The organism is Phocaeicola dorei (assembly GCF_013009555.1).
In the GTDB taxonomy this organism is placed as follows: domain Bacteria; phylum Bacteroidota; class Bacteroidia; order Bacteroidales; family Bacteroidaceae; genus Phocaeicola; species Phocaeicola dorei.
On sequence record NZ_CP046176.1, the window covers coordinates 5,398,257 to 5,417,892 of the forward strand.

The following is a 19,636-nucleotide window of genomic DNA, read 5'->3' on the forward strand; positions in this document are numbered from 1 at the left end:
GTTATCGTTTAAGTAATCTTCCTGCGATGTTGCCGATGGCGGCACCTGTCGCACCTGCTGCAATCGATCCCGTGCGGCTCGCTGTCTGGGCTACGTTCCTGCCATAGTTACCTGCACCGCCGCCTGCCTGGATTATCCAGTTGGCCACTGTCGGAATGGTGAAATATCCGATGATGCCGATAATGAGGAAGGTGATATAGACCGCATTTGACCCGTCAGGGATGAAGTTGGGATCAGACAGTTGCTCGATGTCCTTCTGTAGCATCAGTACCTGTATGCGTGCAAGCACGCTGCTGAAAAGGTCGCTCACAGGTAGCCACAGATAGATGCTTATGTATCGGACAAACCACTGCGTGAGTGAGGCATGGAATCCGTCCCAACAGGCTATCGCAAAGGATATAGGTCCGAGTATCGAGAGGACGATGAGGAAGAATGTTCTCAGCGTGTCTATGACAAGGGCTGCGGCATTGAACATCAGTTCCAACAGTTCACGGAAGAAGTTCTGAACAGCCTTTTTCATATTGTACATCGCACGATCCACATACATTCCGCAAGCCTCAATCGCATCCAACGCACCCAACTCATCGAGCTTGTTGTCAAAGGACTCCTTATCCACAAGGTAGGCTGTTTCGGGATTGCGTTTCATCGCCTCAAATTCCAGCTTGTCCTTCTGCCTACGATACTCGTTCATATCGAAGGTCTGCGTTTCAAGGATTCTGTGCGTTCCCGTCACGATGGGCGACATTACGCTGTTGAGTGTGCCCAACACCAATGTCGGAAAGAACATGATACACAATCCGAGAGCAAAGGGACGCAGGAGCGGAAAGACATCTATAGGCTCGGCTCTTGCCAACGACTGCCAGACACGATAGGCGACATAGAAGAGAGCACCCAATCCGGCAAGTCCTTTGGCGACACCCGTCATCTGCGAACAGAGGGGCATCATATCCTCATACAGACTCTGGAGTATCTGATGCAGATTTTCAAAGTTTACTGCTAATAGTACCATAGTCGTAGGATTTCAGATTTACCAATAGCGTTCACTCGGCGAGCCGTAGAGGGACATCACACGGTCAACATCGTTCTGCTTCTTCGCTCTGAGGTAAGACACCCCGATGTTCTTGTTGGTGTAATACTGCACAAGCCCACGGTATTGGAGCATCTCGCTGTAACACTTATCGATGATATCCATACGGTCCTTGTCGCTCATCGAGAGTCCGTTCTCATTGACAACCGATTTAAGGTCATTTAAGAGGTGGGCACTCTCTTCGAGCAGTTTCGTATATCCCAAAGCTATGGCACTGAGTTCCTCCACCGTAAAATAGGGGTCGTTCAGCATACGCTCAAAGCTGTTTACATAGATGTCGGTAATGTCGCCCACAAGCAGGATGGTCTGCTGTACCTTGCGTGCATCGCGGACAAGGTTCTTCACCTTCTTCAGAGCATCGTAGTACTCCTTGCCCTGCTTATAGATCTTTACTGTCTCCTGGAAGTTCTGAATCATCGTACTTGCCGTAGAGGATGTATGCACGATGTTCTTCGTGGCATTGATGATGCCTTGTGCGAGGTTGCCGGGGTCTGTCACCACCCACTGCGCCCTCGATGTCTGGCTGACAAAGAGAGCCACCAGACAGAGTATAAAAATTTTCAATCTCATACTGTTACGAATTAAAGGGTGAATACTTAATCATTGTCTTACTGAAATCACAGTCCCATCTTGCGACCTCTTGATTTGGGTTTCTGTCGGATATGCTGCTTTCGGGACGGTCTCTCCTCGGAAGAGTCGCTCTGCCTCTTCTTCATTCCGTTGAAAAGCTCATCAGCATAAGGTCTTCTGCCTGTCATCCTGACAAAGCGGGCATCGAGTTCACGATATGCCTTTTCAGCCTTGGCAGAACACTCTTCCGAAGAAGCCTTCCTGTCAATACCGTACTTGGCAAGGAAATCGGGACGGATATGGATGGTGTCGTGAACATTGTCGGGGAAATGTGCAATCTGCCCCAGCTTCTCCAACTCATCATTCAGTTTGTTGAGATAAGGCACGGGAGGTCGTTCACAGATACTCTCGAAGATCTTCTCCACGGCTCGTGTCAGCCTTGCATCCACCTCAAGCACATCAGGTATCTCTCCCGTTGCTCTTTTCTGCCGATAGATTGCAGGATCCATATCCTCCAACTGATGATACAGACGGTAATCTTCCGTAAGTCCGAAGTAATCCTGCATCGACTGCGGAATGTTCCAATTCTGCATCAGTGACCAATAGAGGCACGAGATGACCTCCTGGCGTCTCTTTTCGTCTGATTTTAAGTTACTATACATACTTCAAATGTTTAATGGTTGATAAAAAGGGTTACTTGCTTCGCTTGCTCTCGGCAAGCTGCTTGATGGCCAGTTCGATATTACCGTCCAACTTCTCGGTGAGCCGCTGCAACTCCAGCTTCTCGGTCTCCTCGGTAGTGTAGCAGTAGTACTCTTCAGGAGATACCTCTGTGGCATAGACTGCCGACTGTGCTCCGCCAAGACCTATCCACACCTCCTTGTACTTCCTGCCGGGAGCATTGGAGAGGTTGATGGAGAGAATCTGTGCACGCTCCTTGTCGGTAAGTCCGAGCAAAGCCTGTATCTCATCGAACTTGTTCACATACTTACGCTGGTCGAGAAGAATCTTGCAGTCGCTGTTGTTGATGATGGTGCCCTTGACAATCGAAGATGATATGATATCCTCGACCTCCTGAGTGACCACAACAGCCTCTCCGAAGAACTTACGCACGGTCTTGAGTAGGCTAAGCACCCGGCGCCTTATCATATTTCTATGGCAGGTTTCCAAATGCTCGCCCCCGAACCGGACTTACACCTCTCAGCGTATCCGGCTCTCCACTAATTTCAGTCTATCTTTCCGTCATGTATCTTCTTATGACAACTCCTGCACACTGCAATCGTCTTGCGTTTGCGGGCAATCATGTGTCGTTCCCAGCTTTCCTTTCCCTGCAAGTTCTTTAGCTTCCTTACATGGTGCATAACAAGGTCGTCTGTCGCTCCACATAGTTCACACTCACGGGCTTTCAGCCTTTCAACAAGACTTGTCCGTCCCGCAGTATAAATTGTTCGTGGCATAGTGTCACATTCCGATTTATAGGTGGGTTTCTTTCGTTTGAAGCCACCATCGTAAAAGAATCTTTCCTTTACACCTGTTTTAGTCATGTGTTTTATGATAAACCTACCGTTCTTACGATATTTTTTGTTTACCTCACGTGTACGGCATTTATATTTGCCTGCAAACGTTTTGTACATGCTGTATTCCATGATGTACTTGAAATTATTCAAGGCATGGGCGCAGTTGTTGGCTATGGAGTAATAGTTATAGAAACCCACGATTTCTCGATTATAACTATCAAGGATTTCAAGGTCATCATTGAATATCAGTCCCGATTTACATTTCGGTTTCCATATTTCCTTTCCGTTACGGTTTGTCAGTTCTAAGACTCCCAAATTGAAAAGTTTTTTACGGACAGTTTCCATACTGACATTTAAGCAGACCCTTTTACCATAGGTTCTTCTTAATCTACCCCGTTTATCCCTTTTTTGGTCGTTGGACTTTCTTACAGTGATTTCATATCCGAGAAATTTGGCTGGTCTTTCCGTGTGAGTGACAAGTGTCTTTTCATCGGACAGCTCCAATGCCAGTTTATCAGCAAGGAAGTTTTTAATATCTTCCTTTATCTGTTGTGCATCTTGCTTGCTTCCGATAATTCCCACAAGAAAATCATCTGCATATCTTGCATATTTCATTCTTCTGTAATCGGCGTCCATTTCTTCGCCGTTGGGATATTTAGCCCGTCCTTTTTCTATTGCTTTCAGTTCAAGGATTAGCTTTGTCCTTTGCCTTTCATCTTTTACGGATTTCAATTTTCGCACAATACGTTTTCTTGCATTGCCAAAGTCCATACTTTCTCTACTGAATCTTCGTTTCTTCCCTTTGTCGAATTTGGCTATGTATTCCTTTATATACTTATCCAGCTTGTCAAGGTATATATTAGCCAATATCGGGCTGATGATACCCCCTTGCGGTGTGCCACTGTAAGTATTGTGGAATTGCCACTCCTCGACATATCCAGCTTTCAAAAACTTGCGTATCAGTCGGATGAATCGTTCATCCGCAATGCGCTCCGAGAGAATGTTTATCAATACATCATGGTTTATATTGTCAAAGAAGCCTTTTATATCTCCCTCTACAAACCATTTTGCACCGCTAAACTCCTTTTGGATATGAGTTAATGCAGTATGGCAGCTTCGATTGGGACGAAACCCATGCGAGGTATATTCAAAACTTCCCTCGTATATGGCTTCCAATACCATTCTTACCACTTCCTGTATCAACTTGTCATTGAAAGTCGGCACGCCAAGAGGTCTTTTCTTACCGTTTTTCTTCGGTATGTACACTCTCTTTGACGGTTGGGGTTGATACGTTTCGTCTTTTAACGTATCAATCAACTTTTCAATTCGTTTCAGGCTCATGTTGTCAATGGTCTGACCGTCCGAACCTTTAGTCATGTTACCTTCTTTAGCGTAAATACGCTGATAGGCAACATAGAACATTTCCTCATTGAACAAAATTCTGTAAAGACGTTCAAACTTATAGCTTGCATCCTTACTGTGTTCTGATAGACTGTTTAATACTCTTTCTGGACTTCTCATAATGTCTCTCACATTTTCCGTTAATTGTATTAATAATTAGCTGCTTCCCTTCGCCATGTACAAGGCGTTACCTTGCTCAAACTACTATGGAAGCTCCGTTACCACTCCGAATTTTCATAGGTCGAACCTAATAGCCTTTCGGCACTTCGGGATAGGTAATCCCCGTTTATCACATCGTAACTGTTGGCATGATAGATTGTCGGATACGACTTCCGTCCTTTACTCGCTTACTGCGGTTGTGTCGTGATAAGTTCTTGCTACATTCATACCTATTCACTGAAGTAGTATCACGATATGGCGGTTGATAGTTACCTTACGCCATAGCCTCAAGGGGGACCACTCAGACTATCGTTCAATCAATTCGGACTTTATCCTCATATCTATCTTTTCATCTCGCCATTCAGTCGCAGTTTGGTAACTAACTGACTTATGACTTTTCCGACATGCTACACTCCCTGCTCGGTTAAGTTTTCCCGAAACAGATAAGTCGGCTGATGATAGGTTATTTTCAAAGAACACGTTCCTAATCTCTTGCCAAAGAGATATTTACGATGCAATCTTTACGGGCGCACAGAGGTACTTCAGATACTCGGCCATGCCCTCTTTGCTGATGGCTTTCCACGCCTCCTCCAAGAGAATCATCTTACGGATGCCCTTCAGCCTACGCATCTTGTTGATGAAGGTCTCCATAATGATGATGGTCACTATCGGGAAGAGTACCTTGTTGTCCTTGATGTTATCCAGCTCGAAGACGATAAACCGCTTGTTCAAGAGGTCTAACTGCTTGTCGGAGTTCAATAGGAAATCATACTCGCCACCCTTGTAGTATGGCTCCAGGACATTGAGGAATCCCCACACATCGAAGTCCTTCTCGCGTGTACGCTTCTCCTTGAGAATATCCTGATATTCGTCACGGATAAACTCATAGAAGGTATTGAACGAGGGCTTGATGCTCTTGTCTGCACGGATACGCTCCAAGAAAAGGTTCACGGCATTGGAGAGCGCCACCTCCTCGGCTCTCGTCGGTGGCTCATCATCCCTTTTCCACAGGGTGAGGATAAGCGTCTTGATGGACTCCTTCTTCTCAATGTCGAACACACCGTCCTCGACATAGAAAGGATTGAAGGCTATCGGATCACTCTCCTCGTAGGTGAAGTAGATACCGTCCTCGCCACCTGTACGGGCATTGATAAGGTTACACAACCCCTGATAAGAGTTACCCGTATCGACAAGCAGCACATGCGTACCTTGCTCGTAATACTGTCTTACCATATGGTTGGTGAAGAAGGACTTTCCACTGCCCGAAGGACCAAGGATGAACTTGTTGCGGTTGGTGATGATACCACGTTTCATAGGCAAATCCGAAATATCCAGATGGATAGGCTTGCCCGTCAAGCGGTCCACCATACGCATACCGAACGGAGAGAGTGAATCCTGTCCTGTGGTCTCCTCGATAAAGAGGCATAGTGCCTGCTCGATAAAGGTGTAGAAGGACTCCTCGGCAGGGAAATCGCCTGCATTGCCGGGGATAGCAGCCCAGAACAAGGTAGGCGTATCCACTGTATTGTGTCGGGGCTTGGCCTCCATCAAGGCGAGCTGACTGCCTACATCGTTCTTCACACGCTTGAGTTTCTCTCGGTCATCGCTCCACGCGAAGACATTGCAGTGGGCACGGATAGCCGTCAGCCCCTGGCTGTGTGCCTCGTTCAGGTACTCCTCAATCCACTCGCGGTTAATCTGGTTTGAGCGGCTGTAACGCGATAGCGAGTGCATATTGCGTGCTGTCTGCTCGAACTTACGCAGCATCTCCGCAGAGTCATCTATGAAGAGGTACTGGTTCACGATGTGGTTGCAGGTGAGCAACACCCCGATAGGTGCGGCAAACGAGAGGCGACAATCGCTACGGTCTGTCGAGAGACGCTCGTAACGGCTGTCGGTGGCTACGCTTGTCGGCAGGTCTTCGGGATCGGAGAGCGTATGCAGACAGAGGTAGTTGTCACCAATCTTCATCTCGCCAGCTCCGAGGGTGATGTCCTGCAAGCAGGTGGTATCCTCCTGCGAGAGCGAGAAATACTTCTCGATGATGCCCGCAGTTGACTCCGTGCCTGTAATCTCATCGCCCGTAAGACGTGTGAGCGTGATGAATCCGCTGTCGTTGATGATACGCTCGAACTGCTCGCAACACTCCAGGAATCGGCTCACCGCCTCCTTGTCCTGCATCTCCTTCGGGATAATGAAGCCACGGGTAAGGGCATTGAAACTGCTGGTTGTGCGGCTATGCTCCTTGGTGGTCTTGGTGAGGAACAGATAACAAGTATGCTTCAGGTAAGGACGCTCATTGAAGTGTCGCTCGAAAGAGCGGCTGAGGAAACTGAGGTCTTCCTTCTGCAACTCGGGGGTGTAGCTCTCCTCAATGAAGAAGTCCTGCTTATGCACGATACTGTAGTTCGGCAAGACCTTGACCGCCTTGGCCCATGCCGAGTGTATCGCCTCATACTCCGCCTGTGTGACGGTGAAGAGTTCGGGAAGCTCCACACGATAGCAGACCGTGATGTCGGCATCCTTGCTGATGATGCAGTCGTGCTCAACCGACAGAATCGGGAACTTGCTTTCGAGGGTAGCTGCTTTCATTACATTTCTCATGACTTTCTGTTTTTGAGGTTAGGAATAATCAATCGCAAGAATCGCTTGCGGTTGATGATGTAGCGGGGATGGTTCTTTGCAGCCTGCATCTTCATCAAGCCCCACTCGCCATACTTGGCATTGAGGTGGAAGGTCGCCCAGACAAGTACCGAAGCGGAGATGACTCCCAGTGCGATACATATCCATTGATTCACGCCTGCCATATACAGCACCATAAAGGCAATGAGTATGGCAAGCAGACCGCCGGCGAAGATGAAGAGGTATTGGCTGCGTAGCCCCTTGAACTCGGGGCTACGACCAATCCCTTTGTTGATTTGATAGACCGCCATATTAGAGGAAGAATGAACGGAGAATAGTGGCGGCTACAATGAGGAAGATACAGGCACCGAACCAAGAGGCTGCGGTCTTCGAGGTGTCGGGGTCGCCCGAAGAGAACTTCGAATAGACCTTCACGCCACCAATAAGACCGACTACGGCTCCCACTGCGTAAATCAACTTGGTACCGGGGTCGAAATACGATGTTACCATGTTGGTAGCCTCGGTGATACCTGCGATACCGTTACCCTGTGCGTAAGCACCTACTGTTGCAAGCATAAATGCTGCTGCGAATAATACTTTTTTCTTCATACGTCGAAATGTTTTTTAGTTATACAAAAAGTGATTTCGACTGCGAATATATAGCACTTAATCCATTGATTTTCAAATCGGTCTATACGCGTCATAACGTGTCGTCAGATGTCATATTTGGGGTCTTTTGAAGGGTGGATTTTGGGGTAAAAAGAGGGACAAGAAGGCTTGTTTGAAGGATGAAATTTCAACCTTATATTGTCGGGTTAAGCGGGCGAAAACTTCCAAAAATCACAAGTTTTTGCCCGCTTAAAGAGCAAAAAGTATAGGTGTAATGAAATAAACAATGGATTCTTTTGTCACTTCGCAATATTTTCATACCTTTGTGGTCGGAAAAAAACGCTTTTATTCCGACTTAAAATAGGCTAAAAATCGTATGCAAAGAACTGTGGAACATAAAGTTAAGGCAAAGATAACCTACGCAAGATATGGCGAGGTGTTTTTTGTGTCTACATTCCATCAATTTGATGTGGAATATGTAACCAAACTCCTTGCTCAATTTGAGAAAGAGGGTTTGATTACACGAATAGCCAAAGGCGTATATGTTAAGGCAAAAAAAACACGATTTGGAGTGGTATATCCTTCTGCTTTTGAACTGGTAACGGAGATTGCCAAGAGAGATAAGGCTATAGTATTTCCAACAGGTGAAACCGCTGCTAATAGATTGGGATTTTCCACACAAGTCCCAATGAATGCTTGTTTCATAACATCAGGAACTCCAAGAACTCTGAAATTGGGCAATAGAACTGTAACATTAAAACATGGCGTTCCAAGAAATTTTGCATACAAAGGAAAACTAATGCCCGAATTGGTACAGGCTCTTCGTAGCATTGGAGAGGATAATATAACAGAGAGCGTGGAAAAAAGAGTTGCTCAACTATTATCTGCAACACCTGAAACAGAAACAATTGAACACGATCTATTATTGGCACCGGTATGGGTAAGACAAATTATAAAAAGAAACCTCAAAACGGATACTGACAATGAGTAAATGGATAGACTTTTCGATAGATGAACGCAAGGCCATGATACAGGGCGTTGTGGAAGCAAAGAATATTGATGAAGCCGCAGCGGAGAAAGATTGGTGGGTAACAGCCATATTGTACGCCTTGTTCCACACAAAGGCTTCCGAGTATCTACTTTTCAAAGGCGGTACAAGTTTGAGTAAAGGTTGGGATATTATAGACCGTTTCAGTGAAGATATTGACTTGGCTCTTGGTCGTGACTTCTTCTTAAATGAAATGAATCTGTCGTGTGCCAACTGCACCAGCAACACTCAAATCCACAAGTTCAGAGAAAAGGCTCAGGATTATCTTTTCGGTGAATTTAAAGATGACTTGAAAGAACAACTGGCAAATTTAGGGTTGGATGTGATTGTACTTGCAGAAAATGAAGTCGTTGATGAAAATGGTGAACTAAAGAAGGTGGATCACGATAAAGACCCATCTGTGATTTTTGTTCAATATCCATCACTCTATAATAGCGACGCTCCCTATGCAATACCGACTGTGAAGATTGAAATCAGTGTCCTTTCTATGGCTGAACCATACGAAATGAAACGCATATCTTCATTGGTTGAACAGGTCTATAAGAATGAAGATGTTGATTCTGATATTGTTCAGACCATCAAGACCGTGAGTCCTGCAAGGACATTCTTAGAGAAGGCATTTTTGCTTTGTGAGGAATACCAAAAGAAAGAGCCAAGAACATATCGTATGTCTCGCCATTTCTATGATTTGGAAAAGTTATCACATACCGATTATATGGATAAGGCATTGAATGACTCTAACCTTTATTATGACATTGTAGAGCATAGAAAGAAATTCTATCATGTCGGATATGTGGATTATGATAAGGGACTGCCAGAATCCATTACGATTGTTCCAAGTGAAGAACTTGTCCCGAAATATGAGGTGGACTACAGCGATATGCGTTCCAGCTTTATCTATGGAGAGGCTCTGGAGTTTGCAGATTTGCTCAAGTTCCTCGAAACGTTGCAGGAACGATTCCGAAAAGTTCCTCCAAGAGCAACAGCAGAGTAATTATAGCTTAAACAACATAGCAAGGCAAGAATCATAATGCACGAGGCATTACGATACTTGCCTTACTTGTTAATTAAAATAGCGGACTCCATAAAAAACGCTGGCACCACGATTCACATCGGAGTGCCAGCCAACATTGTTTAAGTAATAAAAATCATTAACCATGTACAAATACTAAGCATACTTATTTATATCGAACGACTTGACTTTACTTGCTTTCCTTCGTTTAGGCAGAGGATTTCCATTAGCATCCAAACATTCTTGGAGCAACTGATTTACTTTATCTCCATTGCTTACCTTATTGACAAGGAAGTCCAATATCACCGTATTAGCCAACTTATGATGGATGGTTGATGCTGCACGAATAGACTTCTGCTCGTCAGGATTATCTGAGTTTAGCACATCCACAAGGTTGTTCATATCCTCATATGTTAAGGACTTGTCAAAGTCCGGATCAGGTATTACTCCTTCAGGCTCCATCAACTCACGCTTATCCTCTTCGGTCAAACCCTTCTGAGGTTCGATGTTATCCTCTACATCATCGGGATTGATGTCCTTATCTACAGGCAGTTCTACCTCTTTCAAAGGTAAAGAACGGGTCGGAATCTTCCGGTCAGCTTCAATATCGTTATAATATATGATATTGGACTTTCCCATTACCTCATTCGGATCATCATCAACAGGAGGACTCTCTTCAACCTTTTGAGGCATTACTGTTTGGATTGGTTTAGGCTTTTCCGTAAGCAAATCCTTACCGTATATTTTCTTACGCCTTTCACGCTTGGCTTTTTCTGCCATTCGTTTCTTTCGGTACTTCCATAATCTGACACGGGTTATGCGTGCCCAGTTATGCAGTTTGTCCCACAAACCGTAAATCTTACGGCAAAACAAGAACACCCACAGATGATAGAATACGAATAAGGCACATAAGACCTTTACTGCAAAATATATCTTTACTTCCATAGCTAAAAGAGTTTAGTTTTACTATCCTCAAAAATCTTATTGATAGTCGTAGCATTTTCAGCAATATGGTCTTTGATAATTCTACTGACATAGCCTGCCATACTCGTATCTGGTGCAGCAATTGATAAAAATCGCTTCATACATTCATGACTACTTCTATCAATATAGACCTGGACGCGATTTTTCATCATATAACTACCAAGGAATCTCTTTTTATATTCCGCTTTATCAATTCCTTTTGCAGAAGAAGTATCTTCATATAGCGAAGGATTCTCTACAAGAGCAACTATGGTCTGTTTCTTCACCATAGGAATATTAGTTCCCTGATGATTTTTGTGTCGTACAAATCGACTATAGATATACTTTACGATAACGCCTGCTGTTACCAAATAACAAGCTCTTGTTGTGATATTTACTATTGTTTCAATCATACTTAAAATGGTTTTAATGGTTTGTAATACTCTTTGTTATATAACTCGTTAATCTCATCCCAGTGCTGCTGTAAATGCTCCACAAGGATATTACTGATGTAACCTGATACACTCATATCGGGAGCAATGACAGGCAACACCCGTTTGATGCAGTCCGCCACTTCGCGATTGATATATACATGCGAGCGGTTTGAGGCAGGTATATTCACAAGATACCTCTCTTTATATGTACTTGTTTCCTCACGCTTCTTTCGTGGCTTGGGGGTACTCGGCTTTGAGGCTACCGCCTCAGTGCCTTCGTCCGAATCTGTATCCGAATCCTCGGTCTCAATGACCTTCGGCTCCTGATAGTTCGGTCTTTCCCTGCCAAAGACAGGGATATCACCGACCATAATGTCTTTGAGCATATCCTCATTGACTTCTACTTTCTTCTTAGCCATAACTATTTCAGTTTAAGTTTCACAATCAGCTCATCGGCCAATTCACCGATACCACTGCCCTTAAGAAGTTTCGCAGGAGGCGGTAACATCGTGCAACGGAAGAATGACTTTTTCGCATGGGTAATCTCCTTCTCATACCTGCATAGGTCAGGCAGAGTGGAGTCGAGAACGGATAGCTTCAACTCTCCCATAATCTGCGAGTAGGTCTTCAGTACATCCGTATTGCTACGCTTCTTGAGTCTGTTCCAGAAGAAGATGATGTCTTTGAGAGGAACATCCTTCTGACTCTTTGCATAGTCCAATACAGTGGTGGCAAAGGATAGTGTACTCTGCATAACAATCAAATCGGGAATGGAAGGTGTCAATACATAATCCATATTAACTATGGTGCGGAAGACACCCGTTGATTGCACCGTTCCCGGCAGATCCACAAATACAATATCCAAGTTCTCCTTCTCGGCAAGTTTGTCCGCCGCCTCTCTTGCTTTCTCTGCCGTAGAGCCGATAATGGGATATGCCTTCTTTTGTGTGCGTTCCCATTGCTTCTCCACAAGCTGCTGATGATAGGGACTTGCAGAGATTGCCTTCTTGTCACGCTCACGCATACGCACGAGGCTGTGCTGCGGTGAGTCGCAGTCGATGATTGCGACATTAAGGTCTTTCTCATAGTGAAGGTAGCTGGCGAGTACTACCGTAAGGGCTGACTTACCAACCCCGCCTTTCTGGTTGCTGATAGCAACTAACAAACACTCTTTACTCATAATACTTAAAATTTAAATTGTTAATAAATAAGTTAACTGTCTCTTCCAATATCCCGTGAACGCATCCTTCCAACTATCCATTAGCGGTTGTTTGCACTATCAGAATCTTCCGTTGTTCCGACCATCGTAGCAACCGTTATCGGATACTTCCGACTATCCAACCGCTACTGGTCGGTATATTGGTCATGACCTTCCGTTAACTGTCATATCCGACATTGCTTCCAACTATCCAACTGTTCACGGAAGCAACCGACAGTGTGACCATTATTCCGTTATCGGAGGGTAATTCCCAACCGTTCACACCGCAAAGAAATAGCGAAAAATTGGAATAATCACCATGTTGTCAAGCCTCTGACTATACATGTCATCATATGTCACCACATAGCATATAACTCGCTATTTACCAATAGAATACACCTGTCTAACTTTACACCAAAAAGGTCTATGGACGCACGACGAACGGAGTTTTCGGATGCTTCTCTCTGAGGGGAACGGCGACAGCCAATTTTACGAAGGAAAATTCATGTTCAAGCGAACATAGCAAGTTGTGTTTTGAGGCACCCGAAATGTTTTCGGGCACTCAAAACAAACTTGCCACTCGCCTGCGGCTCGGGGAGGGATTCACTCCAAAGTCGTGAATCCATAGCGGAAGTTAGTAACCAATTAAATGTAAAAGTATGCAGACGAACAACAGGAAAAACCAAAGAAAAGGTGTAGGCAGGAAACCGAAATTAGATCCAGCTATACATCGCTATGTGGTCCGATTGACATCGGAAGAGAACGGACACTTCGACATCCAATTCCAAAAATCAGGATTCAAGGAGAGGTCGAAATTTCTAAAGGCTCTAATCTTCGAGCGTGAAGTAAAGGTAGTAAAACTCGACAAGGCGGCTATGGATTATTACATACGCCTCACGAATTTTTACCATCAGTTCCAAGCCATCGGCAACAACTACAATCAGACGGTACGAGCTGTGAAAGCCAACTTCGGGGATAAGCGGGCATTCGCCCTTGTCGCCAAATTGGAGAAAGCCACACTGGAGTTGGTAGTGCTGAGCAAGCAGATTATCGCCCTCACACGCGAGTTTGAGGAGAGGCACTTAAATCGTAAAAGCGGAGGTTGATATGGTGGCTAAAATCAACAGAGGTGCTTCACTCTACGGAGCCATCATCTACAATCAGCAGAAGGTAAATGAGGATACGGCACGCATCATAGCGGGCAACCGCATGATTACCGATTCTCTTTATGACCCTGATAGGATTGTCCGGCAGACGATGTTCGCTTTTGAGAGTTATCTTGCTGCCAACCGCAACACCGAGAAGCCTATCCTGCATATATCGCTCAATCCGACATTGGACGACAATCTTACCGACAGTCAGTTTGCGGATTTGGCAAGAGCCTATATGCAGAAGATGGGCTACGGCAACCAGCCCTACATTGTCTATCTCCACGAGGACATAGACCGCAGACATATACATATAGTATCTACCTGCGTGAATGAGAACGGTGAGAAGATAGACGATGCCTACGAGTGGAACCGCTCGATGAAGGCCTGCCGAGAATTGGAGCAGATGTTCGGGCTAAAACAGATTGCCGACAAACGCAGAGAGTTGTTGGAGCCATATCTCAAGAAAGCGGACTACACCCGTGGCGATGTAAAGCAGCAGGTATCGAACATTCTCAAGAGTGTCTTTACCTCGTACCGTTTCCAATCCTTCGGCGAGTACAGTGCCATGCTCTCGTGCTTCAACATCGAGGCAAAGCAGGTCAAGGGCGAGTTCGATGGCAAACCCTATTCGGGTATCATCTACACGATGACCGATGAGAACGGTAAGCCTATCTGCACGCCCATCAAGTCCTCGCTTATCGGCAAGCGTTTCGGCTACGATGGTGTGGAGAAGCGTATCGCCTACAATGCTCAGGAGTTACGAGCGAAGAGGTGGCAACCCAAAATCCGCAACGATGTGGCTCTGGCAATGCACGGCTGTCGTGGCAACCGCGAGGAGTTCGTGCGTCTGCTTGGCAGCAAGGGCATTGATGTGGTGTTCCGCGAGAACGATGCAGGTCGCATTTACGGTGTCACATTCATCGACCACCACAATCGTGAGGTCTATAACGGTTCCCGTCTGGGTAAGGAGTTCTCGGCAAACAACTTCGAGAAGCTATTCAACTTGCAGGGCGACATTCCATGGACTGATATGCCACAAGGATTTTCGGAAAGCCACAGCCTCTCATCGGCAGACCTTGAATCGGGCATAGAGCAAGCCTTCGGAATCTTCTCGTTTGACGCTCCTGCAAATGATCCGCAGGAGGAGATGCTCGCCAAGCAGTACCAGAAGAAAAGGAAGAAGAAAAAACGCCGTTCACGCGGCATATCGTAAACCAATTTCACTAACCATTAAAACGAATTTATTATGCAACAGGAAGATGATTTGAGAGGATTGGCAAAGGTCATGGAGTTCATGCGTGCCATATCCATTATATTTATTGTAGTACATATCTACTGGTTCTGCTATCAGGCCATCGTGGATATGGGTATCAACATCGGAGTGGTAGATAAGATACTGCTCAACTTTCAGAATACAGCAGGGCTGTTCAGCAACCTGCTTGTGACAAAGGTGTTCGCCATCATATTCTTGGCTCTGTCGTGCCTCGGCACAAAGGGAGTCAAGAATCAGAAGATGACCTGGCAGAAGATTTATGCGACCTTCCTCGGTGGTCTTGTACTCTTCTTTATGAATTGGTGGATGCTCGACTTACCGTTCTCGCCAATCGTGAATATGGTAATCTACACGGTTACTATGACTGTCGGATATATCCTCTTTCTTATGTCTGGAGTATGGATAAGCCGTATGTTCAAGCATAACCTTATGGAAGATGTCTTTAATGTGGCCAACGAGAGCTTCATGCAGGAGACACGACTGATGGAAAATGAGTATTCGGTAAACCTGCCTACGAAGTTTGTCTATCAAGGCAAGGAATGGGACGGTTGGATAAATGTCGTGAATCCGTTCAGAGCAACCATCGTACTGGGAACACCGGGTAGCGGTAAGTCGTATGCCGTAGTGAACAACTACATCAAGCAAACCATAGCCAAAGGCTTTGCCACATACATCTACGACTACAAGTTTGATGACCTGTCGGTAATTGCCTACAATGAGTTGTTGAAGAACATAGACAAGTACAAGGTAAAGCCGAGTTTTTATGTCATCAACTTTGATGACCCGCGTCGCTCACACCGCTGTAATCCCATTAACCCGAAGTTTATGGTTGATATCAGCGATGCCTATGAATCAGCATATACTATTATGCTTAACTTGAATAAAACATGGATTCAGAAACAGGGCGACTTCTTCGTAGAATCTCCGATTATTCTTTTGGCGGCTATCATCTGGTATCTGAGGTGCGCCCATAAGGCAGTGTAATAAATATCTATTTAGCAATAGATTAGGTTAGAGTTCTATGAAAATAAGACCTACTGTCATCCGACTTATCCCAGAGGGAAACCCGAGGGGGAGTGTAGCATGTCGGAGAAGCCATAAGTCAGCCAACTGCCACGCTGCGACTGAATGGCAAGACAGAAAGACGGACATGAGGATGAAGCCTGAACTGGTTGAACAACAATCCAGTGGCACATACCAGGGCTGTGGCGGAAGGCAGTTACCAACGCCATATCGCATGTACCCCAGCAAGTGTTTAGGTTGTATGGGGCAAAGAACTGACTGCGACACGTCTGCAATAAGCAGATTAACGGACGAACGTTGCATCCGACAGTCTGTCATGCTTGTTATTACACCCGCTAAATGGGGATTGCCTAAACCGAAACGCCGAAAGGCTATAGAAGTCGTTCTTGAATATTCGGCATGGCAACGGAGCTTCCGTAGTAGTCCGAGCAGGGTAATGCCCTGCACATGGCGAAGGGAAGCAGTTATATAATCAATATAATCAAAGGAAAATGTGAGAGACATTATGAGAAATCCAAAGAATGTATTGAACAACTTAGTGAAACACAGCAATGTATCGGGCTATAAGTTCGAACGGTTGTATCGTATTCTATTCAATGAACAGATGTTCTATACCGCCTACCAGCGAATCTATGCCAAACAGGGCAATATGACCGCTGGGACAGACGGCAAGACAGTTGACGAAATGAGTATTCAGAGAATAGAAAATCTAATCTCCAAGCTTAGAGACGAAAGTTACAAACCCAACCCAGCCAAAAGGGTCTATATCCCTAAGAAGAACGGAAAGAAACGCCCGTTGGGCATCCCGTCTTTTGAAGACAAGTTGGTGCAGGAAGTGGTACACATGATACTGGAAGCCATATACGAGGGAAGTTTTGAAAATACCTCACATGGATTCAGACCACGTAGGAGTTGCCAGACTGCATTAACCCAAATTCAAGATACGTTTCTCGGAACAAAATGGTTTATAGAGGGGGACATAAAAGGCTTCTTCGACAACATAGACCATAACGTTCTGATTGGCATACTCGAAGAACGCATAGCGGACGGGAGGTTCATAAGGCTCATCCGTAAATTTCTGAACGCTGGGTATATTGAAAATTGGAAATACAGACACACGTACAGTGGAACTCCGCAAGGCGGCATCATTAGTCCCATACTGGCTAATATTTACCTTGACAAGTTCGACAAGTACATGGAGGTATACGCCCAATCTTTCAATAAAGGCGCAAGCAGAAGATTGGATAAGGATTACCGTCGGATTAAAGACCGTAAGAACAAGCTGGAAAAGAAACTGAAATCCGAAACCGATACAAAGGTACGGAAAGACCTTATTGATAAAATCAAAGGGTATTACCGACAGATGCAACAAATGCCTTGTGTCATGGAAATGGATGAAGAGTACAGACGGTTGAAATATGTCAGATACGCAGACGATTTCTTGATTGGGGTTGTCGGCAGCCATGAAGAATGTGGGCAAATCAAAGCGAATATCACACAATTCATGAAAGATAAGCTAAAACTTGAACTGTCGGCAGAGAAAACGCTTATAACCCAAGCACAAGAAAAAGCTAAATTTCTGGGATATGAAATAACCGTACGCAACTCCAAAGCCACCAAGAGAGATAAGAATGGAGTGCTCAAAAGAATGTTCAACCGCAAGGTTGTACTTCTACTCCCGAGAGAGGTGGTCAAGAACAAGTTGATTGACTACAAAGCCATGAGGGTTATACAAACCAATGGCAAGGAGGATTGGAAGCCAAAGGCACGCAGTTATATGATGAACCGCAAACCGGAGGATATTGTAGCCCAATTCAATAAGGAGATAAGAGGATTCTACAATTATTACTCGATAGCGAACAATGTATCTACTCTTTGCAAAAGGTTCGGTTATATTATGGAATACAGTATGTACAAAAGCATCGCCAAAAAGCAAAGCAGCAGTGTACGGAAGATTAAAAAGAAATACTCGAAAGACAAAGACTTTGTAATCAGTTACACGGATGCAAAAGGGCAATGCAAATGCCGTGTGTTCTATAATGAGGGTTTCAAGAGAAAAGACGCTCAATGTGATGCTAAATGCGACATAATGCCAAACACCAATTTTCTGCCAGCCTCAAGTCTTGTTGAGAGACTAAAGGCGGAACAGTGCGAGGTATGCGGAGCGCATGGCAAAACGGTGATGCACCATGTTCGTGCCTTGAAAGACTTGACAGGCAAGAACGAATGGGAACGCATCATGCTCAAAATGCACCGTAAAACATTGGCAGTCTGTCCAGAATGTAATGCTAAAATACATGGCAATGTATAACACTAAGTTGAATTATAACGGAGAGCCGTGTACATGGAGACATGTAAGCACGGTTCGGGGGCAGGCTCTCGGAAACCTACCGCAGAAATGCGGCAAGGCGCCGAGTGCCGAGCCTACAATCTACAAGGACGGTAAGTATTGTACCTTCCCTCATACGATTGAGTTCCTGAACAAACCGTATGCGGATATATTTACGATTCTGACCTCTTATCCTTCGTTGGAAAACTATCTTTCACCCTTTATGGACGCATGGAAAGGTGGAGCGCAAGATCAGCTCCAAGGCCAGATTGCATCGGCAAAGATTCCGCTGTCGAGAATGATTTCTCCGCAGCTCTATTGGGTGATGACGGGCGATGATTTTACCCTCGACTTGAACAACCCCAATGAGCCGAAGATACTCTGCGTAGGCAATAATCCCGACCGCCAGAATATCTACTCTGCGGCTCTCGGTCTATACAACAGCCGTATCGTGAAGTTGGTGAACAAGAAAGGTCAGTTGAAGAGTTCCATCATCATTGACGAGTTGCCGACTATCTATTTCCGTGGTATCGACAACCTCATTGCCACTGCCCGAAGCAACAAGGTAGCTGTTTGTCTCGGTTTTCAGGATTACTCGCAGTTGGCTCGTGACTATGGTGACAAGGAGGCGAAGGTTATCCAAAATACGGTGGGGAATATCTTCAGCGGACAGGTGGTTGGCGAGACTGCAAAGAACCTATCGGAGCGTTTCGGCAAGATACTCCAGCAGCGTCAGTCGGTATCTATCAACCGTCAGGACACATCTACCTCTATCAATACTCAGTTGGACTTCCTTATACCTGCCTCGAAGATTTCCAACCTCTCGCAAGGCACATTTGTGGGTAGCGTGGCGGATAACTTCGGCGAGGAGATTGACCAGAAGATTTTCCACTCACGCATCATCGTGGATAGTGCAAAGGTCAATGCCGAGACAAAGGCATACAAGAAGATTCCTATCGTCAATGAGTTCAAAGACGAGAACGGCAACGACATTATGCAGGAGCAGATAGAGCGTAACTATTCCCGTATCAAAGATGAGGTTGAGCAGATAGTTCAAGATGAAATGGAACGAATCAAGGCTGATCCTGAGTTGCGTAAACGATTGTTGCCAGACGAGAAGGACGAAGAGGATAACGATTAGAATCTGTATCCTATTTCTTACCGCAAAGGTTGTCCCGTGCCTTACGGATTGAGCAAGGTCAAGCCCTGTGGGTGTCGTGGAAAAATCATCCTCGCCCCT

15 protein-coding genes and 4 pseudogenes are annotated in these 19,636 nt (G+C 45.3%); 7 read left to right on the forward strand and 12 right to left on the reverse strand.

Annotated features, from left to right (window positions below; genetic code table 11):
- Window position 1 precedes the first annotated feature (1 nt).
- From traJ to GKD17_RS22200, 8 genes and pseudogenes are all read right to left on the reverse strand, one after another.
- On the reverse strand, window positions 2-1,009 hold the full coding sequence (gene traJ, locus GKD17_RS22165) for a conjugative transposon protein TraJ (RefSeq protein WP_007834027.1): 1,008 nt from the start codon (window positions 1,007-1,009) through the stop codon (window positions 2-4).
- A gap of 18 nt (window positions 1,010-1,027) precedes the next feature.
- Window positions 1,028-1,657, reverse strand: a complete 630-nt coding sequence (locus GKD17_RS22170; protein ID WP_007834029.1) for a DUF4141 domain-containing protein — start codon at window positions 1,655-1,657, stop codon at window positions 1,028-1,030.
- A gap of 47 nt (window positions 1,658-1,704) precedes the next feature.
- The gene (locus GKD17_RS22175) at window positions 1,705-2,319 is read right to left on the reverse strand and encodes a hypothetical protein (protein ID WP_007834038.1); all 615 of its coding nucleotides are present in this window, start codon (window positions 2,317-2,319) and stop codon (window positions 1,705-1,707) included.
- Window positions 2,320-2,350: 31 nt separating this feature from the next.
- A pseudogene (locus GKD17_RS22180) lies at window positions 2,351-2,782 on the reverse strand (TraG/VirB4 family ATPase); the annotation flags it as partial.
- Between the two features lie 101 nt (window positions 2,783-2,883).
- The gene (locus GKD17_RS22185) at window positions 2,884-4,695 is read right to left on the reverse strand and encodes a reverse transcriptase/maturase family protein (protein WP_007839225.1); all 1,812 of its coding nucleotides are present in this window, start codon (window positions 4,693-4,695) and stop codon (window positions 2,884-2,886) included.
- 558 nt (window positions 4,696-5,253) lie between these two features.
- A pseudogene (locus GKD17_RS22190) lies at window positions 5,254-7,338 on the reverse strand (TraG family conjugative transposon ATPase); the annotation flags it as partial.
- Complete coding sequence (locus GKD17_RS22195; protein WP_007834043.1) at window positions 7,335-7,667, reverse strand: DUF4133 domain-containing protein; 333 nt, start codon at window positions 7,665-7,667, stop codon at window positions 7,335-7,337. The gene GKD17_RS22195 and the pseudogene GKD17_RS22190, both read right to left, overlap by 4 nt.
- 1 nt (window position 7,668) lies before the next feature.
- Window positions 7,669-7,965, reverse strand: coding sequence for a DUF4134 domain-containing protein (locus GKD17_RS22200; RefSeq protein ID WP_005794045.1), 297 nt, complete (start codon window positions 7,963-7,965; stop codon window positions 7,669-7,671).
- Window positions 7,966-8,353: 388 nt separating this feature from the next.
- Here GKD17_RS22200 and GKD17_RS22205 point away from each other — a divergent pair, with 388 nt between their 5' ends.
- On the forward strand, window positions 8,354-8,956 hold the full coding sequence (locus tag GKD17_RS22205) for a DUF6088 family protein (protein ID WP_235778228.1): 603 nt from the start codon (window positions 8,354-8,356) through the stop codon (window positions 8,954-8,956).
- Window positions 8,949-10,007, forward strand: a complete 1,059-nt coding sequence (locus tag GKD17_RS22210) for a nucleotidyl transferase AbiEii/AbiGii toxin family protein (RefSeq protein WP_007834048.1) — start codon at window positions 8,949-8,951, stop codon at window positions 10,005-10,007. The genes GKD17_RS22205 and GKD17_RS22210 overlap by 8 nt, the downstream gene beginning before the upstream one ends.
- Window positions 10,008-10,181: 174 nt before the next feature.
- Here the strand turns inward: GKD17_RS22210 and GKD17_RS22215 are convergent, their stop codons facing one another.
- From GKD17_RS22215 to GKD17_RS22230, 4 genes are read right to left on the reverse strand one after another with little or no spacing between them, the layout of a single operon-like run.
- Complete coding sequence (locus GKD17_RS22215) at window positions 10,182-10,970, reverse strand: DUF4122 family protein (RefSeq protein WP_007834049.1); 789 nt, start codon at window positions 10,968-10,970, stop codon at window positions 10,182-10,184.
- A gap of 2 nt (window positions 10,971-10,972) precedes the next feature.
- Complete coding sequence (locus GKD17_RS22220) at window positions 10,973-11,401, reverse strand: DUF3408 domain-containing protein (protein WP_007834063.1); 429 nt, start codon at window positions 11,399-11,401, stop codon at window positions 10,973-10,975.
- 2 nt (window positions 11,402-11,403) lie between these two features.
- Window positions 11,404-11,841, reverse strand: a complete 438-nt coding sequence (locus tag GKD17_RS22225; protein WP_007834071.1) for a DUF3408 domain-containing protein — start codon at window positions 11,839-11,841, stop codon at window positions 11,404-11,406.
- 2 nt (window positions 11,842-11,843) lie between these two features.
- Window positions 11,844-12,602 carry a ParA family protein gene (locus GKD17_RS22230; protein ID WP_007834075.1) on the reverse strand — a complete coding sequence of 253 codons (759 nt, stop codon included), beginning with the start codon at window positions 12,600-12,602 and terminating at the stop codon, window positions 11,844-11,846.
- A gap of 677 nt (window positions 12,603-13,279) precedes the next feature.
- Here GKD17_RS22230 and mobA point away from each other — a divergent pair.
- The 5 genes and pseudogenes from mobA to GKD17_RS22255 form a co-directional block, all read left to right on the forward strand.
- Window positions 13,280-13,726 carry a conjugal transfer protein MobA gene (mobA, locus tag GKD17_RS22235; protein WP_007664665.1) on the forward strand — a complete coding sequence of 149 codons (447 nt, stop codon included), beginning with the start codon at window positions 13,280-13,282 and terminating at the stop codon, window positions 13,724-13,726.
- Between the two features lies 1 nt (window position 13,727).
- Complete coding sequence (mobB, locus tag GKD17_RS22240; protein WP_007834077.1) at window positions 13,728-14,984, forward strand: conjugal transfer protein MobB; 1,257 nt, start codon at window positions 13,728-13,730, stop codon at window positions 14,982-14,984.
- A 33-nt stretch (window positions 14,985-15,017) separates the two neighbouring features.
- Window positions 15,018-16,007, forward strand: a pseudogene (locus tag GKD17_RS22245) (YWFCY domain-containing protein); the annotation flags it as partial.
- Window positions 16,008-16,572: 565 nt separating this feature from the next.
- On the forward strand, window positions 16,573-18,378 hold the full coding sequence (locus GKD17_RS22250) for a reverse transcriptase domain-containing protein (protein ID WP_007839264.1): 1,806 nt from the start codon (window positions 16,573-16,575) through the stop codon (window positions 18,376-18,378).
- A gap of 118 nt (window positions 18,379-18,496) precedes the next feature.
- Window positions 18,497-19,537: pseudogene (locus tag GKD17_RS22255) on the forward strand (TraM recognition domain-containing protein); the annotation flags it as partial.
- Between the last annotated feature and the right edge of the window lie 99 nt (window positions 19,538-19,636).